At 44.0% G+C, this 19578-nt stretch carries 18 protein-coding genes and 1 tRNA gene; 5 read left to right on the forward strand and 14 right to left on the reverse strand.

Annotation, left to right across the window (positions count from 1 at the left end; all coding sequences use genetic code 11):
- Positions 1-141 precede the first annotated feature (141 nt).
- The 3 genes from edd (at position 142) to D0T92_RS08275 (ending at position 3795) form a co-directional block, all read left to right on the forward strand.
- Positions 142-1977, forward strand: coding sequence for a phosphogluconate dehydratase (edd, locus tag D0T92_RS08265; RefSeq protein ID WP_151051897.1), 1836 nt, complete (start codon positions 142-144; stop codon positions 1975-1977).
- Between the two features lie 134 nt (positions 1978-2111).
- Positions 2112-2738: a bifunctional 4-hydroxy-2-oxoglutarate aldolase/2-dehydro-3-deoxy-phosphogluconate aldolase gene (locus D0T92_RS08270; RefSeq protein WP_151051899.1), complete on the forward strand. Its 627-nt coding sequence runs from the start codon at positions 2112-2114 to the stop codon at positions 2736-2738.
- A gap of 181 nt (positions 2739-2919) precedes the next feature.
- On the forward strand, positions 2920-3795 hold the full coding sequence (locus D0T92_RS08275; RefSeq protein WP_151051901.1) for a DMT family transporter: 876 nt from the start codon (positions 2920-2922) through the stop codon (positions 3793-3795).
- Positions 3796-3876: 81 nt separating this feature from the next.
- Here D0T92_RS08275 and D0T92_RS08280 read toward each other — a convergent pair.
- The 4 genes from D0T92_RS08280 to D0T92_RS08295 all read right to left on the reverse strand — a co-directional run bounded on the left by D0T92_RS08280 (position 3877) and on the right by D0T92_RS08295 (position 10447).
- A tRNA-Ser gene (locus tag D0T92_RS08280) sits at positions 3877-3970 on the reverse strand.
- 291 nt (positions 3971-4261) lie between these two features.
- Positions 4262-5500 carry an NADP-dependent isocitrate dehydrogenase gene (gene icd, locus D0T92_RS08285; RefSeq protein WP_151051903.1) on the reverse strand — a complete coding sequence of 413 codons (1239 nt, stop codon included), beginning with the start codon at positions 5498-5500 and terminating at the stop codon, positions 4262-4264.
- Positions 5501-5863: 363 nt separating this feature from the next.
- Positions 5864-8578, reverse strand: coding sequence for a lactoferrin/transferrin family TonB-dependent receptor (locus D0T92_RS08290; protein ID WP_191963625.1), 2715 nt, complete (start codon positions 8576-8578; stop codon positions 5864-5866).
- Positions 8579-8665: 87 nt separating this feature from the next.
- Positions 8666-10447, reverse strand: a complete 1782-nt coding sequence (locus tag D0T92_RS08295; protein ID WP_191963626.1) for a transferrin-binding protein-like solute binding protein — start codon at positions 10445-10447, stop codon at positions 8666-8668.
- Between the two features lie 413 nt (positions 10448-10860).
- Between D0T92_RS08295 and D0T92_RS08300 the strand changes: the two genes are divergently transcribed.
- Both D0T92_RS08300 and D0T92_RS08305 read left to right on the forward strand, forming a co-directional pair.
- The gene (locus D0T92_RS08300) at positions 10861-11427 is read left to right on the forward strand and encodes a cysteine hydrolase family protein (RefSeq protein ID WP_151051909.1); all 567 of its coding nucleotides are present in this window, start codon (positions 10861-10863) and stop codon (positions 11425-11427) included.
- A 231-nt stretch (positions 11428-11658) separates the two neighbouring features.
- Positions 11659-13041, forward strand: a complete 1383-nt coding sequence (locus D0T92_RS08305) for a phosphomannomutase/phosphoglucomutase (RefSeq protein ID WP_151051911.1) — start codon at positions 11659-11661, stop codon at positions 13039-13041.
- A 106-nt stretch (positions 13042-13147) separates the two neighbouring features.
- On the opposite strand, the gene D0T92_RS08310 is transcribed toward D0T92_RS08305, so the two are convergent.
- The 10 genes from D0T92_RS08310 to hfq all read right to left on the reverse strand — a co-directional run bounded on the left by D0T92_RS08310 (position 13148) and on the right by hfq (position 19494).
- Positions 13148-13396, reverse strand: a complete 249-nt coding sequence (locus D0T92_RS08310; RefSeq protein ID WP_151051914.1) for a hypothetical protein — start codon at positions 13394-13396, stop codon at positions 13148-13150.
- Complete coding sequence (locus D0T92_RS08315) at positions 13386-13805, reverse strand: phage holin family protein (RefSeq protein ID WP_151051916.1); 420 nt, start codon at positions 13803-13805, stop codon at positions 13386-13388. Before D0T92_RS08315 ends, D0T92_RS08310 begins: the two co-directional genes overlap by 11 nt.
- 257 nt (positions 13806-14062) lie before the next feature.
- Positions 14063-14374, reverse strand: coding sequence for a DUF883 family protein (locus tag D0T92_RS08320; RefSeq protein ID WP_151051918.1), 312 nt, complete (start codon positions 14372-14374; stop codon positions 14063-14065).
- A gap of 209 nt (positions 14375-14583) precedes the next feature.
- Entirely contained in the window at positions 14584-16107 is a 1524-nt protein-coding gene (locus tag D0T92_RS08325) for an acetyl-CoA hydrolase/transferase family protein (RefSeq protein ID WP_151051920.1), read from the reverse strand.
- A 286-nt stretch (positions 16108-16393) separates the two neighbouring features.
- Complete coding sequence (locus D0T92_RS08330) at positions 16394-16678, reverse strand: hypothetical protein (protein ID WP_151051922.1); 285 nt, start codon at positions 16676-16678, stop codon at positions 16394-16396.
- A gap of 111 nt (positions 16679-16789) precedes the next feature.
- Complete coding sequence (locus D0T92_RS08335) at positions 16790-17437, reverse strand: deoxynucleoside kinase (protein WP_151051924.1); 648 nt, start codon at positions 17435-17437, stop codon at positions 16790-16792.
- 140 nt (positions 17438-17577) lie between these two features.
- A complete protein-coding gene (gene folK / locus D0T92_RS08340) occupies positions 17578-18081 on the reverse strand; it encodes a 2-amino-4-hydroxy-6-hydroxymethyldihydropteridine diphosphokinase (protein ID WP_151051926.1) in 504 nt (167 codons plus the stop codon).
- A gap of 13 nt (positions 18082-18094) precedes the next feature.
- Positions 18095-18466 carry a SirB2 family protein gene (locus D0T92_RS08345; protein WP_151051928.1) on the reverse strand — a complete coding sequence of 124 codons (372 nt, stop codon included), beginning with the start codon at positions 18464-18466 and terminating at the stop codon, positions 18095-18097.
- Positions 18467-18575: 109 nt separating this feature from the next.
- Positions 18576-19139 carry a tRNA (mnm(5)s(2)U34)-methyltransferase gene (locus tag D0T92_RS08350; RefSeq protein WP_151051930.1) on the reverse strand — a complete coding sequence of 188 codons (564 nt, stop codon included), beginning with the start codon at positions 19137-19139 and terminating at the stop codon, positions 18576-18578.
- Between the two features lie 73 nt (positions 19140-19212).
- The gene (gene hfq / locus D0T92_RS08355) at positions 19213-19494 is read right to left on the reverse strand and encodes an RNA chaperone Hfq (RefSeq protein ID WP_151051932.1); all 282 of its coding nucleotides are present in this window, start codon (positions 19492-19494) and stop codon (positions 19213-19215) included.
- Positions 19495-19578: the final 84 nt, after the last annotated feature.

The following is a 19578-nucleotide window of genomic DNA, read 5'->3' on the forward strand; positions in this document are numbered from 1 at the left end:
CGGCCTAACTATTATTAAATATAAAAAACCAGCTAAAACAAAAAAACAGCGCAATACAAATCAAGCGGTTTTCAATAAATATCGCCAACCGGCTAAAACAAAAATATCGCCGTCGAATGCCATACAGAAAGGCACAAACCAATGACTACAACCCCTATCCACCCTACCCTTGCCACCGTCACGCAACGGATTATTGATCGCAGCCGCCCAAGCCGTGAAACTTATTTGGCACGCATCCGTACCTTGCAACAAAAAGGCCGTGTTGAGCGCGACCAATTGGGCTGTTCCAACCTTGCGCACGGCTATGCCTCTATGCCGCAAACCATCAAAATCGAAATGCTCAAACACAGCACACCGAATCTGGGCATGATTACCGCCTATAACGATATGGTATCCGCCCACCAACCGTTCTTACAATTCCCCGATTGGATTAAAGACGAAGCACAGCAGCACGGCGCCACCGCCCAAGTCGCCGGCGGCACCCCCGCCATGTGCGACGGCATCACCCAAGGCTACGAAGGCATGGAGCTTTCTCTATTTTCGCGTGATGTGATTGCCATGAGTACGGCTATCGGCCTGTCGCATCAAATGTTTGACGGCGCCCTCTACTTCGGCGTATGCGACAAAATCGTTCCCGGGCTGATGATCGGTGCTTTAAGCTGCGGCCACCTTCCCGGTATTTTCGTGCCGGCTGGCCCGATGCAAAGCGGTATCGGCAATAAAGAAAAAGCCCGCACCCGCCAATTGTTTGCCGAAGGCAAGGTAGGACGCGATGCTTTGCTGGAAAGCGAAATGAAGTCTTATCACAGCCCCGGCACCTGCACTTTCTACGGCACCGCCAATTCCAACCAAATGATGATGGAAATGATGGGCGTACATCTGCCGGCTGCTGCATTTTTCCATCCCTACACCCCTATGCGCGAAGCTTTAACCCGATATGCCGCCGCCCATTTAGTTGAAGGTATTCAAAACGGCACCGCCAAACCCATTGGCGAAATGTTGGATGAAAAATCGTTTGTTAACGCGCTTATCGGCTTAATGGCAACCGGCGGTTCGACCAATCACACCATGCACTTGGTTGCTATGGCGCGTGCCGCCGGTATTATTTTAACGTGGGATGATTTTGACGAAATTTCATCTATTATTCCGCTACTTATCCGCGTTTACCCCAACGGACAGGCAGACATCAACCATTTTGCCGCCGTCGGCGGGCTGCCGTTCGTTATCCGCGAATTGCGCAATAACGGTTTACTGCACGATGATGTCGAAACCGTGATGGGGCACGGCATGGCCGCCTATACCCAAGAACCGTTTTTGGTTGACGGAAAATTGCAATGGCAGGATGCCGTAGAAACCAGCCGCGATGAAGATATTCTACGACCGTTCTCACGACCGTTCTCACCCGATGGCGGCCTGCGCCTGATGAAAGGCAATATCGGCCGCGGCGTGATTAAAGTATCTGCCGTACGCGAACATTGCCGTATTATCGAAGCTCCGGCGATTGTGTTTAACGACCAACGCGAAGTGCTGGCCGCATTCGAACGCGGCGAGTTGGAACGCGATTTTATTTGTGTCGTCCGCTTTCAAGGCCCGCGTGCCAACGGCATGCCCGAACTGCACAAACTCACCCCGCCGCTCGGTATTCTGCAAGACCGCGGCTTTAAGGTCGCACTGGTAACGGATGGCCGTATGTCGGGCGCGTCCGGCAAAGTGCCCGCATCCATACATATGTCGCCCGAAGCCTTACTCGGCGGCGGTATCGGTAAAATCCGTACGGGCGATATGATTCGTTTTGACTCGGTGAGCGGGGAATTAACCGCGCTGGTCGACGAAGCCGAATGGAACGCCCGCGATATTCCCGAACCGGATTTAAGCAAAAATACCCACGGCATCGGCAGAGAATTGTTTGCCGGCTTCCGCAGCATCACCAGCAGCGCCGAAACCGGCGCCATGAGCTTTGGCGGTGACTTTGCCTGATAAGCTTTTCAGACGGCCTCCAGCCTGTTATGCATGCTTAAGGCCGTCTGAAAACATATATTCCGGCTTGAAATAATGAAACAAAGATTCAATTTATTTTCAGACGGCCTATCGTCTGAAATATGGAGTAAAACATGAACGCACGTGATATTTTAAGTGCCGGTGCGGTAATACCGGTGATGGCGATTGACGATATTGATACCGCCGTTGATCTGGCGCATGCACTGGTTGAAGGCGGTATTCCGACCCTTGAAATCACCCTACGCACCGAACACGGGCTTGAAGCGATAAAACGGATTAAAAAAGAAGTCCCCAACGCCATTGTCGGCGCCGGTACGGTGATCAACGGCGAACAGCTTAAAGCCGTTGAAGATGCGGGGGCGGTATTTGCCATTAGCCCCGGCTTCAATATCCGTTTTGCCGAAGCTGCGGCAAAAAGCAATATTACCGTGATTCCCGGCATTGCCACACCGGGCGAATTGATGCTGGCATTGGAATACGGCATTGATACGATGAAACTCTTTCCGGCAGAGGTGGTCGGCGGTAAAAAAATGTTGAAAGCGCTATACGGCCCGTTTCCGCAAGTAAAATTCTGCCCTACCGGCGGCATCAAACTAGAAACCGCACCCGATTATTTAAAACTGCCGAATGTATTGTGCGTCGGTGGTTCATGGTTAACACCCAAAGAAGCGGTAAAAAACAAAGACTGGAACACCATCACCCGCTTAGCCAAAGAGGCTTCGGCCTTAAGGCAAAGCTAATCAAACTGAGGCATATCACGCACTAAAGGCCGTCTGAAAACTAATGCTTATCTGAATAGAAAGAGCTTTAGGTTTCAGACGGCCTAGCCTAATGTATTAATAGCCAATGCGCCCTTATGCCCCACTTTCTTCCAATACTTTAACGGTTTCACTATATAATCGGCTTTTTGTCTAAGAAATCATGATTTATCTGATTGCCAGCATCTGTTTCAGCGTTGCCGTATCCGTCTTACTCAAAATCGCCCGATCCAAAAGTATCGATATCGAGCAGGCGGTAGCCACTAACTATATTGTTGCCGTTGCATTGTGTATGCTGCTTTTAAAGCCCAATCTTCAGGCATGGCAAGCATATATGCCGACTTGGTGGCTGTTTGCCGCGCTCGGTGTCTTGCTGCCATCGGTTTTTATTATTATGGGGCGGGCGGTGGAGCATGCCGGTATTGTTAAATCCGATGCGGCACAACGTTTATCCCTTTTCTTGCCGATTGCAGCCTCTTTTCTTATCTTCGGCGAACAACTCTCACAAGGCCGCCTTATCGGCTTGGCGTTGGCCTTTACTGCCTTGGTCTGCCTATTATGGAAAGCCCCGTCCGGCAGTAAAAAGAAATCAGGCGGTTCCGTTGTGCTATGGTTAATCGGCGTATGGTGCGGCTATGGCGTAATTGATATTTTATTCAAACAGCTCGCTAAAAACGGAGCGGCTTTTTCGGCAAACTTACTGATTGTATTTTGCCTCGCAGGCATTTTGATGTTCGGCTATTTGTTTGCCAAATCGGTTAAATGGACGGCAGCAGGTATACTTGGCGGCTTAATATTAGGCGTATTGAATTTTGCCAATATCTATACTTATGTACGCGCCCATCAGGTGATGAGCGATAATCCGACTTTGGTATTCGCCGGCATGAATATCGGGGTGATTGTTTCCGGCACTTTAATCGGCGCTTGGTTTTTTAAAGAGAAAATCAGCAATGTGAATGCGGCAGGCATCGCCGTTGCTATATGCGCATTGGCCTGCTTGTTTTATTGGCACATTATTTCAGGCTGGTTGGGTTTATAAAGCGATCCATAAAATAGATTCAGATATTTCAAATCAATAATAAAAAATCCCAAGCTATTATCGCTTGGGATTTTTTATATTTGGCGGAGCAGGAGGGATTCGAACCCTCGATCCAGGTTTTAGCCCAGATGCACCCTTAGCAGGGGTGTGCCTTCAGCCTCTCAGCCACTGCTCCGTAAAGAGAAACGAACTATAATCAAGTATATTATGAGTGTCAAGCCGATTTCAGTCCTTGCAACAGATTAAAAAATTAAGGCATTGAATTTCATTTAAATTCATTTTTAGATTTTCAAATGTCAAAATTGAATACAAATAGAATCAGCATCGCCTTCTATCTAATCGTATTTATTTTTTATACTCTTGCTATTTAATTTTTCAGACGGCCTGAAACGTTTTTCTATATACCATTTGCCTACAAAAAAACCGTGCATTCCGCACGGTTTTTTAAATCATAGAATAATAATGATTACATACGCTCAATCATGGCTTTACCGAAGGCAGAGCATGATACTTCGTTAGCGCCTTCCATCAGACGGGCAAAGTCATAAGTGACTTGTTTGTCACCAATGGCTTTTTCCATAGACTTAATCACCAAATCAGCAGCTTCTTTCCAGCCTAAGTGACGCAACATCATTTCGGCAGACAAAATCAATGAGCCAGGGTTCACTTTATCTTGGCCGGCATATTTCGGCGCAGTACCGTGGGTAGCTTCGAAAATAGCATATTGATCAGAAATATTGGCACCCGGAGCAATACCGATACCGCCCACTTGAGCTGCCAATGCATCAGAAATATAGTCACCGTTCAAGTTCAAGGTAGCGATAACGTCGTATTCGGCCGGACGCAATACAATTTGCTGCAAGAAGGCATCGGCAATCGCATCTTTCACAATGATTTCTTTGCCGGTTTTCGGGTTTTTAAATTTGCACCAAGGGCCGCCGTCAATCAATTCGGCGCCGAATTCTTTTTGTGCCAACTCATAACCCCAATCGCGGAAACCACCTTCGGTAAACTTCATAATGTTACCTTTGTGTACCAAGGTTACGCTGTCGCGGTCATTGTCAATCGCATATTGGATAGCGGCGCGTACCAAGCGGGTGGTACCTTCTTTAGAAACGGGTTTGATGCCGATGCCCGAAGTGCCCGGGAAGCGGATTTTTTTCACGCCCATTTCATTTTGTAGGAAATCGATAATTTTTTTAGCGCTGTCGCTTTCAGCTTCCCACTCGATACCGGCATAAATATCTTCGGTATTTTCACGGAAAATCACCATATTGGTTTTGCTCGGATCTTTCAAAGGCGAAGGTACACCTTCAAAATAACGAACCGGACGTACACATTGGTATAAATCAAGCTCTTGGCGCAATGCCACGTTCAAGGAACGGATACCACCACCCACAGGAGTAGTCATCGGGCCTTTGATAGATACAGAATATTCTTTTAAAGCTTCCAAAGTGTCTTCAGGCAGCCATACATTGTCACCGTAAACACGGGTTGCTTTTTCACCGGCATAAACTTCCATCCAATGAATTTTTTTCTCTCCTCCGTAAGCCTTTTCAACAGCGGCATCAATCACTGCTTTCATCACGGGTGTGATATCTACACCGATACCGTCACCTTCAATGAAAGGAATAATAGGATTATTGGGAATAGCCTGACCCGGAACAATTTTTTGACCTTCTGCCGGTACTTTAATATGACTCATGGTGTCTCCTGTTTAATAAACTTTTTTCTTGACGGATAACTTCAGAATAGATTGCCAAGGTATCAATGTGCAACTTCAAAAAAGATAAGTACAACATAGGTTAAACAAACTATTCTTCATTTATTTACAAATGCATCGATACAGCCGGATACGTTTATCATCCCACTATAAAGACGTACATCGTATCTATCGATTATGCTTGATTTTTGCCTCTTACGCCAGCATTAAACATGTGTAAATTTATTTGAACAATATAAATAATAAAAATAAAAAACCTTCTGCTTCAAAATAAATTTCTGAAGCAAAAGGCTTTTCAACAACATAATCAATGAATGATCCAATTCAATTGTTAAATTTCAAAAATTAGAATTTCATTTCTAATGATAAGGCCACGTTTCTACCCGGCGCAGCATAACGCGCATAGCTGCCGACATCTGTTTGCCGGTTAACCGCACCGATAGCAGATTGGCGCACAGACTCCCATTGGCTATAACGGCGGTTTGCTAAATTGTAAATACCGGCGCGTAGTGTAAACTTATCTTTCAAGGTCACATAGCCGCTCAGATCAAAAGTGTACCAAGATTTGGTTGCCTTATCGGTCGCACTTTCATCATAAGTACGGTAGCCTAAAATATAAAAACCTTTCAACTCATTGGGATTTTTGGCTTTTGAGTAGGTCATGGTTGAATTAACCCCCCATTTTCCGCTCGGATGATCATATCCCAAACCCAATATATAACGTGACGGCTGAATTGCATCTAACAATGGACTGTAAATCGTTCTGAAATAGTCATGGGTCAATTCTGCTTTTTTCAGTTTGATACGATTATAAGCTACTGTACTGTAAAATCCCTCCGGAACCTTGTCATACACACCATTCCAGTCGATTTTACCGATAATATTAATACCATCCAAACTAATATTATGAATATTACGATATCCTATTCCGCGTTCACGGCGGGCAAATCCGGGGGCATGAATACTGATGGTGCTTTGACCAATTAAATTTTTATAACGGTTTCTGAAGTAGCTGGCTTCCAGAGTGCCCCAGTCGCCTCTTAAATGAACACCCCATTCGTTATTCAATGCTTTTTCAGGTTCAAATTTACCGACATAATGCGCATCATCATCTCTACCTTTTTGAAAACCATCTACACGGATACCAAATAGCTCTTGAAAACTCGGTACACGGAAACCGTTTGAAATACGGTGTGAAAAACTTAAAGAACGGGTTGGCTTAAATACCAGGCCACTATTCCATGAAAAGTTTTTAAAGGTTCCTTGTGCCGTCCAAGAGTCATCCGTCGTCATTTTATGATAGTCATAGCGTGCGCCTAAGCCCCAATCGAAGTATTGACCCAAAGACATATTGTCACGCAATGAAACATAGTAGTTGTGACCTTTAATCTCACGGGGATCACATCCGATCACACCTACCGCTATACCGTCATACCGACACAATTGACTCCGATAAATTTTAACAGGAGGAAGCCGATAACGATAAGGATTCGTCCTGGTTCCATTACCATCAATAAATTCAGGAATGCTCTGAGCATTCTCGATAAAAAAGTCTTTACGCTGTAAAGTCGATTTAAACCTATCGAAACCCAATCCCAATTGCACATCATGTTGTGTATTGGAGAAATCGAATTTCTTCGCCGCACTTAATTGGAACACATTATGTTTTTCGTCATAAACACTGCGTTCAGACTCATACAGCGACCAAGGCTTATCAAGGCTGGCACGGCAATTTGGATCAACTGTCGGATAAACCGAACAATGACGACGTTGGCGATGGCTATCCAGTGAAATATCCTGACGGTCAAAGCTTAAACGAAGTCTGTCTACTACCCCGTCTCTATCGGGATTCTGATAACGATATTCTAACCCTTTACGTGTTCTACGGTGCCGCTCATCAAAATAACGTAACCGCGAATATTGCATACCGGATGCGAGAAACTCACCTTCCGGCACGGCAAAAGCGCTAAATATACTATCACCTTGAAGATAAACACCTTTAGTAAACCGAGACGGGCTAATATTTTTATTTTCCTTGAAATAAGAAGCAGGCCAGTATTTTTCCAACGTCATATCACGAATATCATAACGTTGCTTACTGGTTTCAAACACACCGCCTATATAATGACGGTCAGATAAATTATATCCGCCTTTTAATAACCAAGAACGGCTCTTATAGTCCATCGGATCATGTAATACCCGCTGGTTACCTGTATATTCATCCGCCGAAACCGTTTCTTTCACTGTATCTGCTAAATTGCTGCTTGCCAAAGGGCGGACAGCACTACAATTAGCCGGATCCGGACACTCTCCCTCCAATACAAACCATGAATGATTGCCGGGAGTAACATTGCCGCTTTGGCGTTCTATTTCGGTATTATGATTAATCGCATCCCGATGTACTTTGGTTTCAGAGCCATCTCGGTGGGTAAAGATAGCTAGCCCCTCCCAACCGTTCAGACGGCCTGCTGCTGCAATAGAATGAAGCCACTGACGGTTTTTACTACTATATGTATTTTTAGTATCCAACCCCCAGTTTTGCCCTTCTTTAATCACATCATTAGGCTCTTTAGTTCTGAAGCTCACCGAACCACCCAAAGAACCGTTACCCTGCTCGGCAGAGTTCGCACCCTTATTAATTTCAATCGACTGAATATTTTCATATTCGATTTCGTTTCTCGCACCACTACTTGCGGAGGTACGGTCAACGGTATAAGACTGTATCTGAGGCAAACCATCCACATTTAAGCCGACACGGTTTTTATCCACACCACGGATAGAATAGCCGCTACTCGCACCACGTCCTTGTTCTACCACGGCAATACCCGGATCATAACGGGTCAGGTCACGGATATTTAATACCTGCTCTTTATCTAAAGTATCGCTGTTTTTAACAACTTTACCGAGCCCGGTAACTTCATTGTCTCTACGCCCTGCTCTTTTTTTGGCCTTAACTACAACATCTTCCAGCTGCGCCTGAGTATTATCGACATTTGCCCCATCAGCTTGGTCTGCCGCCAATACAGGGGCAGATAACAACATACCGGATAACACTGCCACACAAACGGCTTTAGGCTTAAAAGGAAATACATTTTTACATTGATTTGTCATTTACGATCATCCAATAATTAGGTAATAGATTTATTTTTAAATATTAGGAACTTGTTTTTTTGCACCGAAACTTCCGACAACACCATCTTCCCCGGGCTTGTTGCTATGAATAATACCGCCGAGTTCAGAAGCGTTCGGTCCATAAAAACCACCTCTTACCTCTGCATTACTAATATTGGCACGTACCTCATTTGCTGAACTTTGCGGGTCGAAAATAAATCCATTCGGTTCTGTTTTTGCTATACCGGCAAACCCATTACCATTAATTTGACCGTTGATAGTAAAAGTAGGCGAAACACGGTTATCTGCTGTTAATGTGCCATTAATTGCTTTTTTAGCGAAATCAACATCAAATACGGCTCTACTCCCACCTGATTGATTACTGGGTGATTCGCTCCAAATATAACCGGTCTTACTGATAATCCGTGCCTGCCATGTACCTTGATAACGGACATTACCGTCAACCGGCATCTGAGCTAACGGCGTTCTGTCGCCTTGCAAGAAAAACATCAGAGAATCTTTGGCATCATCCGTGCCAACTTGATAAGAACCGAATTTGAGATAATCCAAATTACTGCAACATGCCAAGATTGATAATGTTTTACCGTCAGCCAAATTGTATTTTAACGACTCGGTAAATGGCCTATCTTGCGACGGCACGGTAGCGGCAGGCAGTAATGAGAAAACTTGCCCGTTCACAACCAATTGGCGCGCATCACCAAAATTATCTGCTTTTGATAATGTCAAATCTTTAGTATTCATTACAAAAGCATCCAAGATGGTTTCTGTTTCCTCCTTATCTTTCTTTTCACGTTGTGCACCAAACACACCGAACAAAGAATTGTCTTTGGCTAAAAACTTACCCGCGAGCTCTTCCGCATTTGGGCCGAAAAAACCACCTTCCAAATCAGCATCTTTACCAAAATACAAATCAGAGTGATTTTCTGCCAATGCCTCACCACGGAAACGATTGCCGGCAAGATTGGCTTTAATGCTATATCGCTTGGTCTGCTCCTGCTCTTCGTCTCTTTTTAAACGGTGGTTTTTATATAAAGAACCGGAAAGGGTTTTATTAGCGAAGTCCACTTCAAACTCACTGGAGTGGCCTACTTTAACGGGCTTGCCGGCATGAAGCTGCCCCTCAGCCAAGTCATTATTAATCGGATCATCTGCAGAAGTTGCACCAAAATAATCGCCCGGACCTGAGTTATTATCTACAGTAAAATCACCACGTTCCCGACCTTTTTTCGCATTGGTCACAAAATCCCATGTACCTTTATAAGTTGCTTTGCCGCTAACCGGAAAAGCTTGCGAAGGCTGGATACCTTTATAAAAAACATATCCGTAGGGGCCTGTGATAAATTTCAGCGGGCCTTTGCTGGCATCAAAATTCCTATCCGTAATACTCAATACCATCGCATATCCGGTACGGATATATTTTAGGTGATCACGTTTATGCGACTCACCAAAGTTATTATGAGATTCAGATAAAAAACTGTAATTATCAGCAGCAAGTTTCTTAAGTTCCTGTTCATGAGGAATACTTAAATCCCCACCAATAGCAATGATTTTCCCTTCATCCAACAAAACTTCATCTTGCAAATTTTTAGGGTGTCTGTTTCGCCGAGGAATCGCAACTTCAGCACCCAAGCCCGGCTGCATAAAAGCAGAAAGCTCCTCCGCCGAACGAGGCGGTGTGGCTTCGTCTTTCAATTCCGGCTTAGGTGCTTCATGTTGGCGCTTTTCAATATCATTAAAACCAAAATCTCCCTTATTGGTTGCACATGCTGCCAAAGTTGCAGGAATAAAAATCATCATAATGCTTTTTTTAAGAATAGACATTTAATACCCAATATTAATAGTTAATAATAATTATTATATTTTATCAAAAGCAAGGTGTTTGTAAATACAACGCTGTTGAATAAATTTAATTATCTATCTTATATTGATTGATTTTGCTAAAAAAACGGCAATAGAAAAATATAATTTCATAAACCAGGCAATTATTATTTTTATTGCAAAAAAATTTAAACCCTTACATCGGAAATTATAAAGTTACTTTAATTACAATAAATTAATACTGTATTAGCTGCTATACTAAATAGATTTGGAATAATTTATATTTAAAAAAAGTCTAAATATTTTTTAAATACCCCATAGTAAAATGACAATGTTTTATTTCAAATAATCAAATAATTTATCAAAAAGCCAATATAAATGAAGGTGAAAAAATGAACTTAAAAGATAACAACACCGCTTTAATACTCATTGATATCCAAAAAGGATTTGATAACGAAGCATTTTGGGGTGGTAACAGAAACAACCGTCATGCAGAAGAAAATTGCGCCCGTATATTGGCAAAATGGCGAGAGCTCAAATTGCCTGTTTTTCATATTACCCACAGCTCACAAAACCCGGATTCTTTACTACACAAATCACATCCCGGTTTTGAAATTAAAGATTTAGTCAAACCATTGTCAGGCGAACCGGTTATTACCAAAGAAGTGAATAGTGCTTTTATCGGCACAGACCTCAAAGCTCAATTAGATAAACAAGGGATTACTCATCTTGTTATCGTCGGGCTTACCACCAACCATTGCGTATCTACCACCACAAGAATGGCCGGCAATTATGGCTATCACACTTATTTAATATCAGATGCGACGGCAACCTTCGACATTACCGGCATCAATGGCGAACATTTTGATGCCGAAACCGTTCACCAAGTAACATTGGCAAACCTGAATAAAGAATTTGCGACCATTATCGACACGGAAAAACTCTTGGAAATGGTATAATCCATACCAAATTAGCAGATAAATATTGAGGCCGTCTGAAAACGTTTCAGACGGCCTCAATATTTATCTGCTTTTATCATACACTCAAAAGTTAATCGCTCTTTTTATTCAATAGCGGTATGTTACAATTTTAAAAAATTTCTCTCCTCTCTATATTAGAATTGCATAAAATCAGTTATTTCCCGAACAAAATGTAATTCTTAACATCCTAGTCAACCAAAGGTATTCTTTATGGCAAATATTGCACCGGATATTTTTAAAGCTTATGACATTAGAGGTATCGTCGGCAAAACCCTCACTAATGAAGCGGCTTATCTTATTGGTAAAGCCATTGCTGCCAAAGCTGTTCAACAAGGCATTACTAAAATCGCAGTCGGCAGAGACGGTCGTTTAAGCGGGCCTGAATTAATGGCTGAGCTTTGCCGTGGTTTAACCGAAAGCGGTATCAATGTATTGAATATCGGCATGGTAGCCACACCGATGCTTTATTTTGCTGCGGTACAAGAATGTGACGGTAGCGGTGTGATGATTACCGGCAGCCACAATCCGCCTGACTATAACGGCTTTAAAATGATGCTTGGCGGCAGCACGTTGGCAGGAGAAGCCATTCAGGAATTATTGGCCATTATCCAACAAGACCAGTTTGTTTCAGACGGCCAGAAAGGCGCGGTTACCGAACAAAATATTGCCGAACAATATCAAAATTATATTACCGGCCATATCAAACTGAAACGCCCGATGAATATCGTTATTGATGCGGGCAACGGTGTGGCCGGAGCTTTTGCCGGCAATCTCTACCGCGCACTCGGTTGCAGCGTAACCGAACTATTCTGCGACGTAGACGGTCACTTCCCCAATCATCACCCCGATCCGGCCAAGCCTGAAAATCTACAAGATGTCATTCGTGAATTAAAAAACAGCGATGCCGAAATCGGCCTTGCTTTCGATGGCGATGGCGACCGTTTGGGCGTAGTCACCAAAGAAGGCAATATTATCTACCCCGACCGCCAATTAATGCTGTTTGCTCAAGATGTTCTCAGCCGTAATGCCGGTGCCAAAGTAATTTTCGATGTGAAATCTACCCGCCTGCTGGCGCCTTGGATTAAGCAACACGGCGGCCAGCCGATTATGGAAAAAACCGGCCACAGCTTTATCAAATCTTCGATGAAAAAAAATCAGGCTTTGCTGGCCGGAGAAATGAGCGGTCATACATTCTTTAAAGAGCGTTGGTTAGGTTTCGACGACGGCCTTTATGCCGGCTGCCGACTATTGGAAATCTTATCCGCTAGCGACAATCCTTCCGCCATACTTAATGCACTGCCACAAAACATTTCCACTCCCGAAATCAATATCAAACTGCCCGAAGGCAGCAATGGTCATCAGATTATTGAATCGCTATCCCAAACGGCACAATTCGAAGGCGTTTCCGAAATCATCACTATCGACGGCATGCGGGTAGAGTTTTCAGATGGCTTCGGGCTAATGCGTGCTTCCAATACCACGCCGGTTTTGGTGTTGCGTTTCGAAGCAGACAGCGAAGAAGCCATTAAACGGATTCAAAACCAATTCAAAACCGTGATTGAAAGCCATCCTGCCCTACATTGGCCGTTGTAATCCGATATATTTATTACACTATTCGCAGGTAAGACAAAAGGCCGTCTGAAAACATTTTTCAGACGGCCTTTTTTATAAAGAACAATCATTGGATAAATGTGCTTATTTATTTCTTCATTTTCCAAAGTAAATAAGCTGCACCGGCCAATAAACGGTTTTTCCAACCCAGCGGCAACAACAGGCTTTTTCTTAAAAGGTGATGGGTCGGAATAATATCAGTTAGTCCTAAAATAGTATCCAAGCTACTGTGCTGTTCGTTGGCTTTTTTCATTTTTAAATGTTGTGCGGTAATTTTCAAACGCATTAAGTCGGCTTCTAATTCCAACAATTGACGTTGTTCGGATTTATTCGCCATCTTTTTCTCCTATTTGTTGCTGTATTTTTTGCTCTTTTGTTTTGCCGGATAAATAAGCCAAATCTTCCTGAATATCGCGTAATGTGGCGACAACTTGGGCATTTCTCTTTTTCCATGATGAAACAGCCCAAAAAACCATACAGATAATCATCAGTAAACATGCTGCGGCAATACCGAAAAACGTCCAAATTTTAACCTGATCGTCTAATACATAATTCAGGCCAAGCAATAGGCTGATCATGCTTAAAACAAATAATGCACCCATTAACACGACTGCCGCAAAAATTTTAACGATGCTGGCGGCCTGTTCGCTTAAATCAATTTGCAGCATTCGCAAGCGTAAAACCAATAAATCGGCGCCTTGGTTAAGTAGTATTTGCATGTGGCTGAATTTTTGTTTCAAGCTCATGATTATCCTTTGTTTAAGGTATAAAGGCCGTCTGAAAATAACGGCGGCTATACGGCATAGTTATATATGCCTAAAAATTATAATCTATTTTTACCGGCGTGACTTCAATTCGGATATGGGCATGACCAAATATAGCATGACATTTATGCCGGCATAGATATCAAATTATCTTAAATAGGTATTGATTGCTTGTAGGGTACAAGACAATATTTAAAGGCCGTCTGAAAGGCTTTTTCAGACGGCCTTTATTGCTAAGATTAACGGCGGTTCAACAATACACCGACAACCAAGCCGGCTAATGCGGCAAAACCCATTGCATAATAAGGTTTGTCTTGAATCAATTCATCAGCTTGTTTGGCTGTATGTTTTACTTTTCTTGCAGCTTGATCTTCAAAATCAGATAATTTTGATTTAGCAGAGCTTAATTTGTCTTGTAATTTGGCTTTCAATGCTTTGGCTTCTTCAGTACCGTTATCTACGCCACTTTTATAAAGCTCTTCAACATCATTTAATACTGAACGAACTTCTTTCATCAATGCATCTTTTTGGCTTTCAAAATCTTGTTTCATAGTTACTCCTAAGTGAACTGAATGGTATGGAGGTGGGATTGCAGCACTACTGCTTTTATTATTATAGGTCCAAAATGATAATACTCAATATGATTCAATTGTTTAAATAAGATAAATTATGTTAAAGGTTTCGTTTCTTATCTATCAAAGCTAAAACCCTTCGAATATAGCTTCGAAGGGTTTATTTATAAGTTTATATTATTTAATCATTATTTAACTCTCATATCACCGGTTTCTACGAAGCGTTGGTGCCATGAAAGCGCTTCGTTGAGCATATGCGGCGTATGCAGGCCGCCGGCTTTTTCGGCGCGGTCGAGATAGTCTCTCAACATATCGCGATAGTCCGGATGTGCACAGTTTTCAATAATCAGTTTGGCACGTTGGCGCGGTGCTTTACCGCGTAAGTCGGCCATACCCTGCTCGGTTACGATAAACATAACATCGTGTTCGGTGTGGTCGTGGTGGGAAACCATCGGTACGATACATGAAATCTTACCGTCTTTGGCTACAGACGGACTCACGAAGAACGACCAGAACGCATTACGGGTAAAGTCGCCGGAGCCGCCGATACCGTTCATCATGCGCGTACCCATCACATGGGTAGAGTTTACGTTACCGAAAATATCGGCTTCGATCATGGCGTTCATGCCGATCACGCCCAAGCGGCGGATTAATTCGGGATGGTTGGTGACTTCTTGCGGACGCAGAATGATTTTGCTGCGTAAGCTTTCGATATTGTCATTAAAACGTTGCAGAGCTTCCGGGCTGAATGACAATGCGGTTGCCGAAGCGGAAACCATTTTGCCGTTCAAAATCAAATCAAGCATACCGTCTTGCAATACTTCGGTATAGCCGTAAAGGTTTTCAAACGGGCTGTCTTGCAGGCCGGCCAATACGGCGTTGGCGACGTTACCGACACCTGATTGCAGCGGCAACAGGTTGGCAGGCAGGCGGCCTGCTTTTACTTCGTGCGAGAAGAAGTCGATAATTTGCGAAGCAATGCGTTTGGAGTTTTCGTCGGGATCGGCAAATTTGCTGTTACGATCGGGCAAATCGGTAACCACAACGGCCACAACTTTGCTTAAATCGATATCAAAATAAGGGCTACCGATACGGCCGTCGGGTTTTTCCAACGGAATCGGCTTACGGTTTGGCGGGGTGCCGATATCAGGGTGGATATCGTGCATGCCTTCCAGCAGAATGTGTTGGCGGCTGTTTACTTCGAGAATGATTTTATCGGCGGCTTTCATCCATTCGTTGTTGGTGCCGACACCCATAGAAGGAATAATGCGGCCATCGGGCAGAATACCGGTGATTTCAATCAGGGCAACATCCATTTTGCCGTAAAAACCAAAGCGAACTTGTTGTTCTACATGCGATAAATGCATATCGACATAATTTACTTCGCCGGCATTAATGCTGTTGCGCAAGGTGGGATCTGATTGGAAAGGGGTACGGAAATGAACGCCTTTGGCTTGTGCCAAAACGCCGTCGCAATCGGCTGCGGTAGAGGCACCGGTTAACATACCGATGGTAAATTGTTCGCCACGCTCGTGGGCTTCTTCCATTTGTTTGGCTAAAGCGGCCGGAACGGCTTTCGGGTAGCCGGCACCGGTAAAGCCACTGATGCCGACATTCATGCCGTCTTTAATAAAGCTTGCCGCCTGTTCGGCCGACATAATTTTGGCACGCAAGCCTTCGTGTTGTACGCGTTCTGCTGCATTGGCAGTCATATAAGTGTCTCCTCTTGAAACATCCGGCAACCGCTTGTGCGGCTTCCGTTTGGATTGATATTCGGGTTAACGGCTCCAGTGTAGTATTGCTTAGCCGATTCTTAAGCAATATATAATAAAGGTTTTATGCTGTAAAGAAGGTAGATAGCGGGAAGCCGTGTAATACAGCTCGAATTGATTGAAATTACATAAGAAACCATTTAGCACCGCATAATATTGCTAAAAAGCCGTCTGAAGACACATGATTTCAGACGGCCTGTAAATATCGAACCAATATCATTCGGCTTTATTTAAATGGCAGCCAAGCTTTAGCCAAGAAATACATCAATGCCCCGCCAACCGAAAGAATGGCAAAAATAATGCCTTTTTTCCGCGCATTCGGGCAAAACCAATAAACCGCTAAACTAAAGCTGAAAAACAAGGCCGTTACCACCCACATCAACTGCCTGTCTTTAAAACGGTTGAGGGTATAGGTTTCCGTCATCATCACATACATTTGCCACAAACCGGCCATACTCATACTGATTACGCCGGCAGGCAGAAAAATAATCCCGAGTAATTCTTTATTCATAAAAGAGGCCGTCTGAAAAACAAAAGTAAACAAAATGATATGGTTTCAAACCGAATCATTCAATCCTATACGCCGTATTATTGATACCGGAAAATAAACACAAGACTCAGTTTAGCTTTCGCTCAAATTCAAATAATGGCGGCTGCCCTGCATATCGCTCATGGCGCGCAACAGCATTTCAAAATGATCATCGTTGTTGATAAAGTCCAATTCGTCGGCATTGGCAATCAGCAAGGGCGCATTTTGATAGAGATGGAAAAAGCGGCGGTATTCATCTTGAATCTGCCCCAAATAGCCGGACGGGAATAAATTGAGCATACCGCTGCCGTTTTTTTGCAAACGCTTTTGGGCGTTTTCATCGGAGGTTTGCAAATAAATCACCAAATCAGGCACGGGATATTCGGGCATCACTTTGCGCTTCATCTGCCAAAACAGGGTTTGCTCGTTGGCCGGATCGCTGCCGTTAAGCACCACCGGCACAAAAATCTGATCTTTTTCCAATAGGAAATCGGCAATAATACGCTCGTTTTTTTCTTCTTCGGCATTAATCAAATCAACGGCTTCGGCACGGCGCATTAAAAAATAAAGCTCGGTTGCCAAGCCGTGGTTGGCCGCATTCAGATAAAACTGTTCCAAAAAAGGATTGCGTTCGGGGCTTTCGGTGAGATGTAAGGCGTCAAAATATTCTGCCAAGCGGCGGCTGAGTGCCGATTTACCGCTGCCGATAGACCCTTCCACTACAATATAACGATGATGCATATTTAATGCTCTTTCCTATAACTGCCTGTTTAACAATATTCAGACGGCCTGTTAGCCGCTTGAAATTAAAAATTTTATCTTAACTGCCAAAGCCATCGGTTTAAGCGCATATTTGGCGGCATGCTTTTCGACCGTTTTGCCTATGGGTTTGGTTCCATGATGCGGATGCCGTCGTCGCCCAATGCGGCCGACAATTCGGCAGCCGTGCCATGCGCGCCCAATATAAAATCCGGAGCAATCTCGGCCAAAGGGCGCATCACAAAACTGCGCTCGTGTGCGCGCGGGTGCGGCAAAGTCAGATTCGGATCATCGCTGCTTTCGCCGTCGTAATCAATCATATCCAAATCCAGCGTGCGCGGGGCATTGCGAAAACTACGCACCCTGCCGAAATCGTGTTCGATACCGTTTAACACCGCCAGCAATGCATGACTGCCCAAATCGGTTGCTATTATACAAACGGCATTTACAAAATCAGGCTGCCCGGTATAGCCCACCGGCGCCGTGATATACAGTGAAGACACCCGCTGGATTTCAATATGCGGATGGGCGCCGATAACCGCCAATGCCGAACGTACCTGCTCCGCAGGGTCTTCCAGATTACTGCCCAATGCAATCACGGCAGTATGGCGAAAAGGTTTTGCCATAATTCAGACGGCCTTAAAACGGTTTATTTAATGCTAAATAAACAATGGAAAACACGCACACCATCGACAACACATAACCCAGCCATGATCTTGTACTGCGCGGTATAGCGCGGAAAGTCATTCCACCTAAAAAGATATAAGCCAGCAAAATCAATAGCTTCACACCCAGCCAATTGGCATTTGCAAACGGGGTGAAGTGGGTGATTTTCATCAGCCAAAGGCCGGTAAACAACAGCAGCGTATCATTGATATGCGGAATTACTTTTAAAATTTTCGGCAATGGTTTTTCCGGACGGATAAAACGTAACCAGAAACGCAAATTGAATAGGAAAATAGTAAGCACTACAAAAGTAATGTGGCTGTGTTTAACGATTAAATATTGCATAAAATATTTCTTATATTGGTTGTGGTATCCCACCAAGCGCGCTATCTGCAAAGGCGGAATCATAGCAAATAAAAAGCTAGCTGCATAAAATATATTTCATCACTATGTTTTATTTCAGCTTTTCAGCAGCCAGCAGATAAGGCGGCTGATTGCGGCGGTTAATAAAACCATATTTTAATACGCTATACTGCTGTTGTGGCAATAAAGCCGCCCACTGCTCCACTGCTGCGGCCTCCCTATTCCCTGCTTCATGCCCCGGATACAATACCGCCGCCAACAATCCGCCGCTTTTCAATAAATGCAAAGCCGATTCCAGTGCGCGGATACTGGTATCGGCCTGTGTCGTTAATGTTTTATCCCCGCCCGGCAACCAGCCGAAATTGAAAATGGCAGCAGTAATCGGTTCGGCAACATAATCTGCCAGCCGTTCATGGCCTGCCTGAATGTAGGCCACCTGCGCCCGCGCCCCAGCCTGATCCAAACGGGCGGCAGTTTGCGCCAAAGCCTGCGCCTGTATATCAAATGCCCAAACCTTGCCGTTAGCCCCCACCATTTGCGCCAAGGCCAGCGTATCATGGCCGTTGCCTGCGGTGCCGTCGATAACCGTATCACCCGGCTTCACGGCATTCGACAACAAATAATGGGCAAAAGGCAGAATATTGGTTAAATACATAACAAGGCCGTCTGAAAAAAAACGATAAAAAATACCTTACCGATAAAAGGTAAGGTATTTTCCGTACCCGCTGTTAGGCGGTAGGTTGGCCTGTTTCGACCTGTACAGGTGCAGCACCCTGCTGTTTGTTTTCATGCTGCAAACTCACTGCGCGGGCAGGAACAATGGTGGAAATCGCATGTTTGTAGACCATTTGTGTTACGGATGTGTTACGCAACAAAACAACATATTGGTCGAACGATTCAACTTGCCCCTGCAATTTAATGCCGTTTACCAAATAAATGGAAACCGGCACATGCTCTCTTCTTAAAGCATTTAAAAAAGGATCTTGTAACATTTGTCCTTTAGCGGTCATTTTTTCAACTCCGTTATTATGGTTTTAAAATTTTTCGGGAAAAATACGTGCCGATTTTAGCTTTTAATGCATCTTTTTACCAAC

This window comes from Neisseria zalophi (assembly GCF_008807015.1).
GTDB classification, from domain to species: domain Bacteria; phylum Pseudomonadota; class Gammaproteobacteria; order Burkholderiales; family Neisseriaceae; genus Neisseria; species Neisseria zalophi.

What these genes read in the sequence shown, in the direction of transcription:
- D0T92_RS08295 (WP_191963626.1), bottom strand. Translation starts at nt 10,447, where the DNA reads ATGATGATTTTTATTCCTGCAACTTTGGCAGCATGTGCAACCAATAAG.
- D0T92_RS08310 (WP_151051914.1), bottom strand. Translation starts at nt 13,396, where the DNA reads ATGGCGAATAAATCCGAACAACGTCAATTGTTGGAATTAGAAGCCGAC.
- icd (WP_151051903.1), bottom strand. Translation starts at nt 5,500, where the DNA reads ATGAGTCATATTAAAGTACCGGCAGAAGGTCAAAAAATTGTTCCGGGT.
- D0T92_RS08300 (WP_151051909.1), top strand. Translation starts at nt 10,861, where the DNA reads ATGAACTTAAAAGATAACAACACCGCTTTAATACTCATTGATATCCAA.
- D0T92_RS08335 (WP_151051924.1), bottom strand. Translation starts at nt 17,437, where the DNA reads ATGCATCATCGTTATATTGTAGTGGAAGGGTCTATCGGCAGCGGTAAA.
- D0T92_RS08330 (WP_151051922.1), bottom strand. Translation starts at nt 16,678, where the DNA reads ATGAATAAAGAATTACTCGGGATTATTTTTCTGCCTGCCGGCGTAATC.
- D0T92_RS08315 (WP_151051916.1), bottom strand. Translation starts at nt 13,805, where the DNA reads ATGAGCTTGAAACAAAAATTCAGCCACATGCAAATACTACTTAACCAA.
- edd (WP_151051897.1), top strand. Translation starts at nt 142, where the DNA reads ATGACTACAACCCCTATCCACCCTACCCTTGCCACCGTCACGCAACGG.
- D0T92_RS08350 (WP_151051930.1), bottom strand. Translation starts at nt 19,139, where the DNA reads ATGTATTTAACCAATATTCTGCCTTTTGCCCATTATTTGTTGTCGAAT.
- D0T92_RS08320 (WP_151051918.1), bottom strand. Translation starts at nt 14,374, where the DNA reads ATGAAACAAGATTTTGAAAGCCAAAAAGATGCATTGATGAAAGAAGTT.
- D0T92_RS08275 (WP_151051901.1), top strand. Translation starts at nt 2,920, where the DNA reads ATGATTTATCTGATTGCCAGCATCTGTTTCAGCGTTGCCGTATCCGTC.
- D0T92_RS08270 (WP_151051899.1), top strand. Translation starts at nt 2,112, where the DNA reads ATGAACGCACGTGATATTTTAAGTGCCGGTGCGGTAATACCGGTGATG.
- D0T92_RS08305 (WP_151051911.1), top strand. Translation starts at nt 11,659, where the DNA reads ATGGCAAATATTGCACCGGATATTTTTAAAGCTTATGACATTAGAGGT.
- D0T92_RS08345 (WP_151051928.1), bottom strand. Translation starts at nt 18,466, where the DNA reads ATGCAATATTTAATCGTTAAACACAGCCACATTACTTTTGTAGTGCTT.
- folK (WP_151051926.1), bottom strand. Translation starts at nt 18,081, where the DNA reads ATGGCAAAACCTTTTCGCCATACTGCCGTGATTGCATTGGGCAGTAAT.
- hfq (WP_151051932.1), bottom strand. Translation starts at nt 19,494, where the DNA reads ATGACCGCTAAAGGACAAATGTTACAAGATCCTTTTTTAAATGCTTTA.
- D0T92_RS08325 (WP_151051920.1), bottom strand. Translation starts at nt 16,107, where the DNA reads ATGACTGCCAATGCAGCAGAACGCGTACAACACGAAGGCTTGCGTGCC.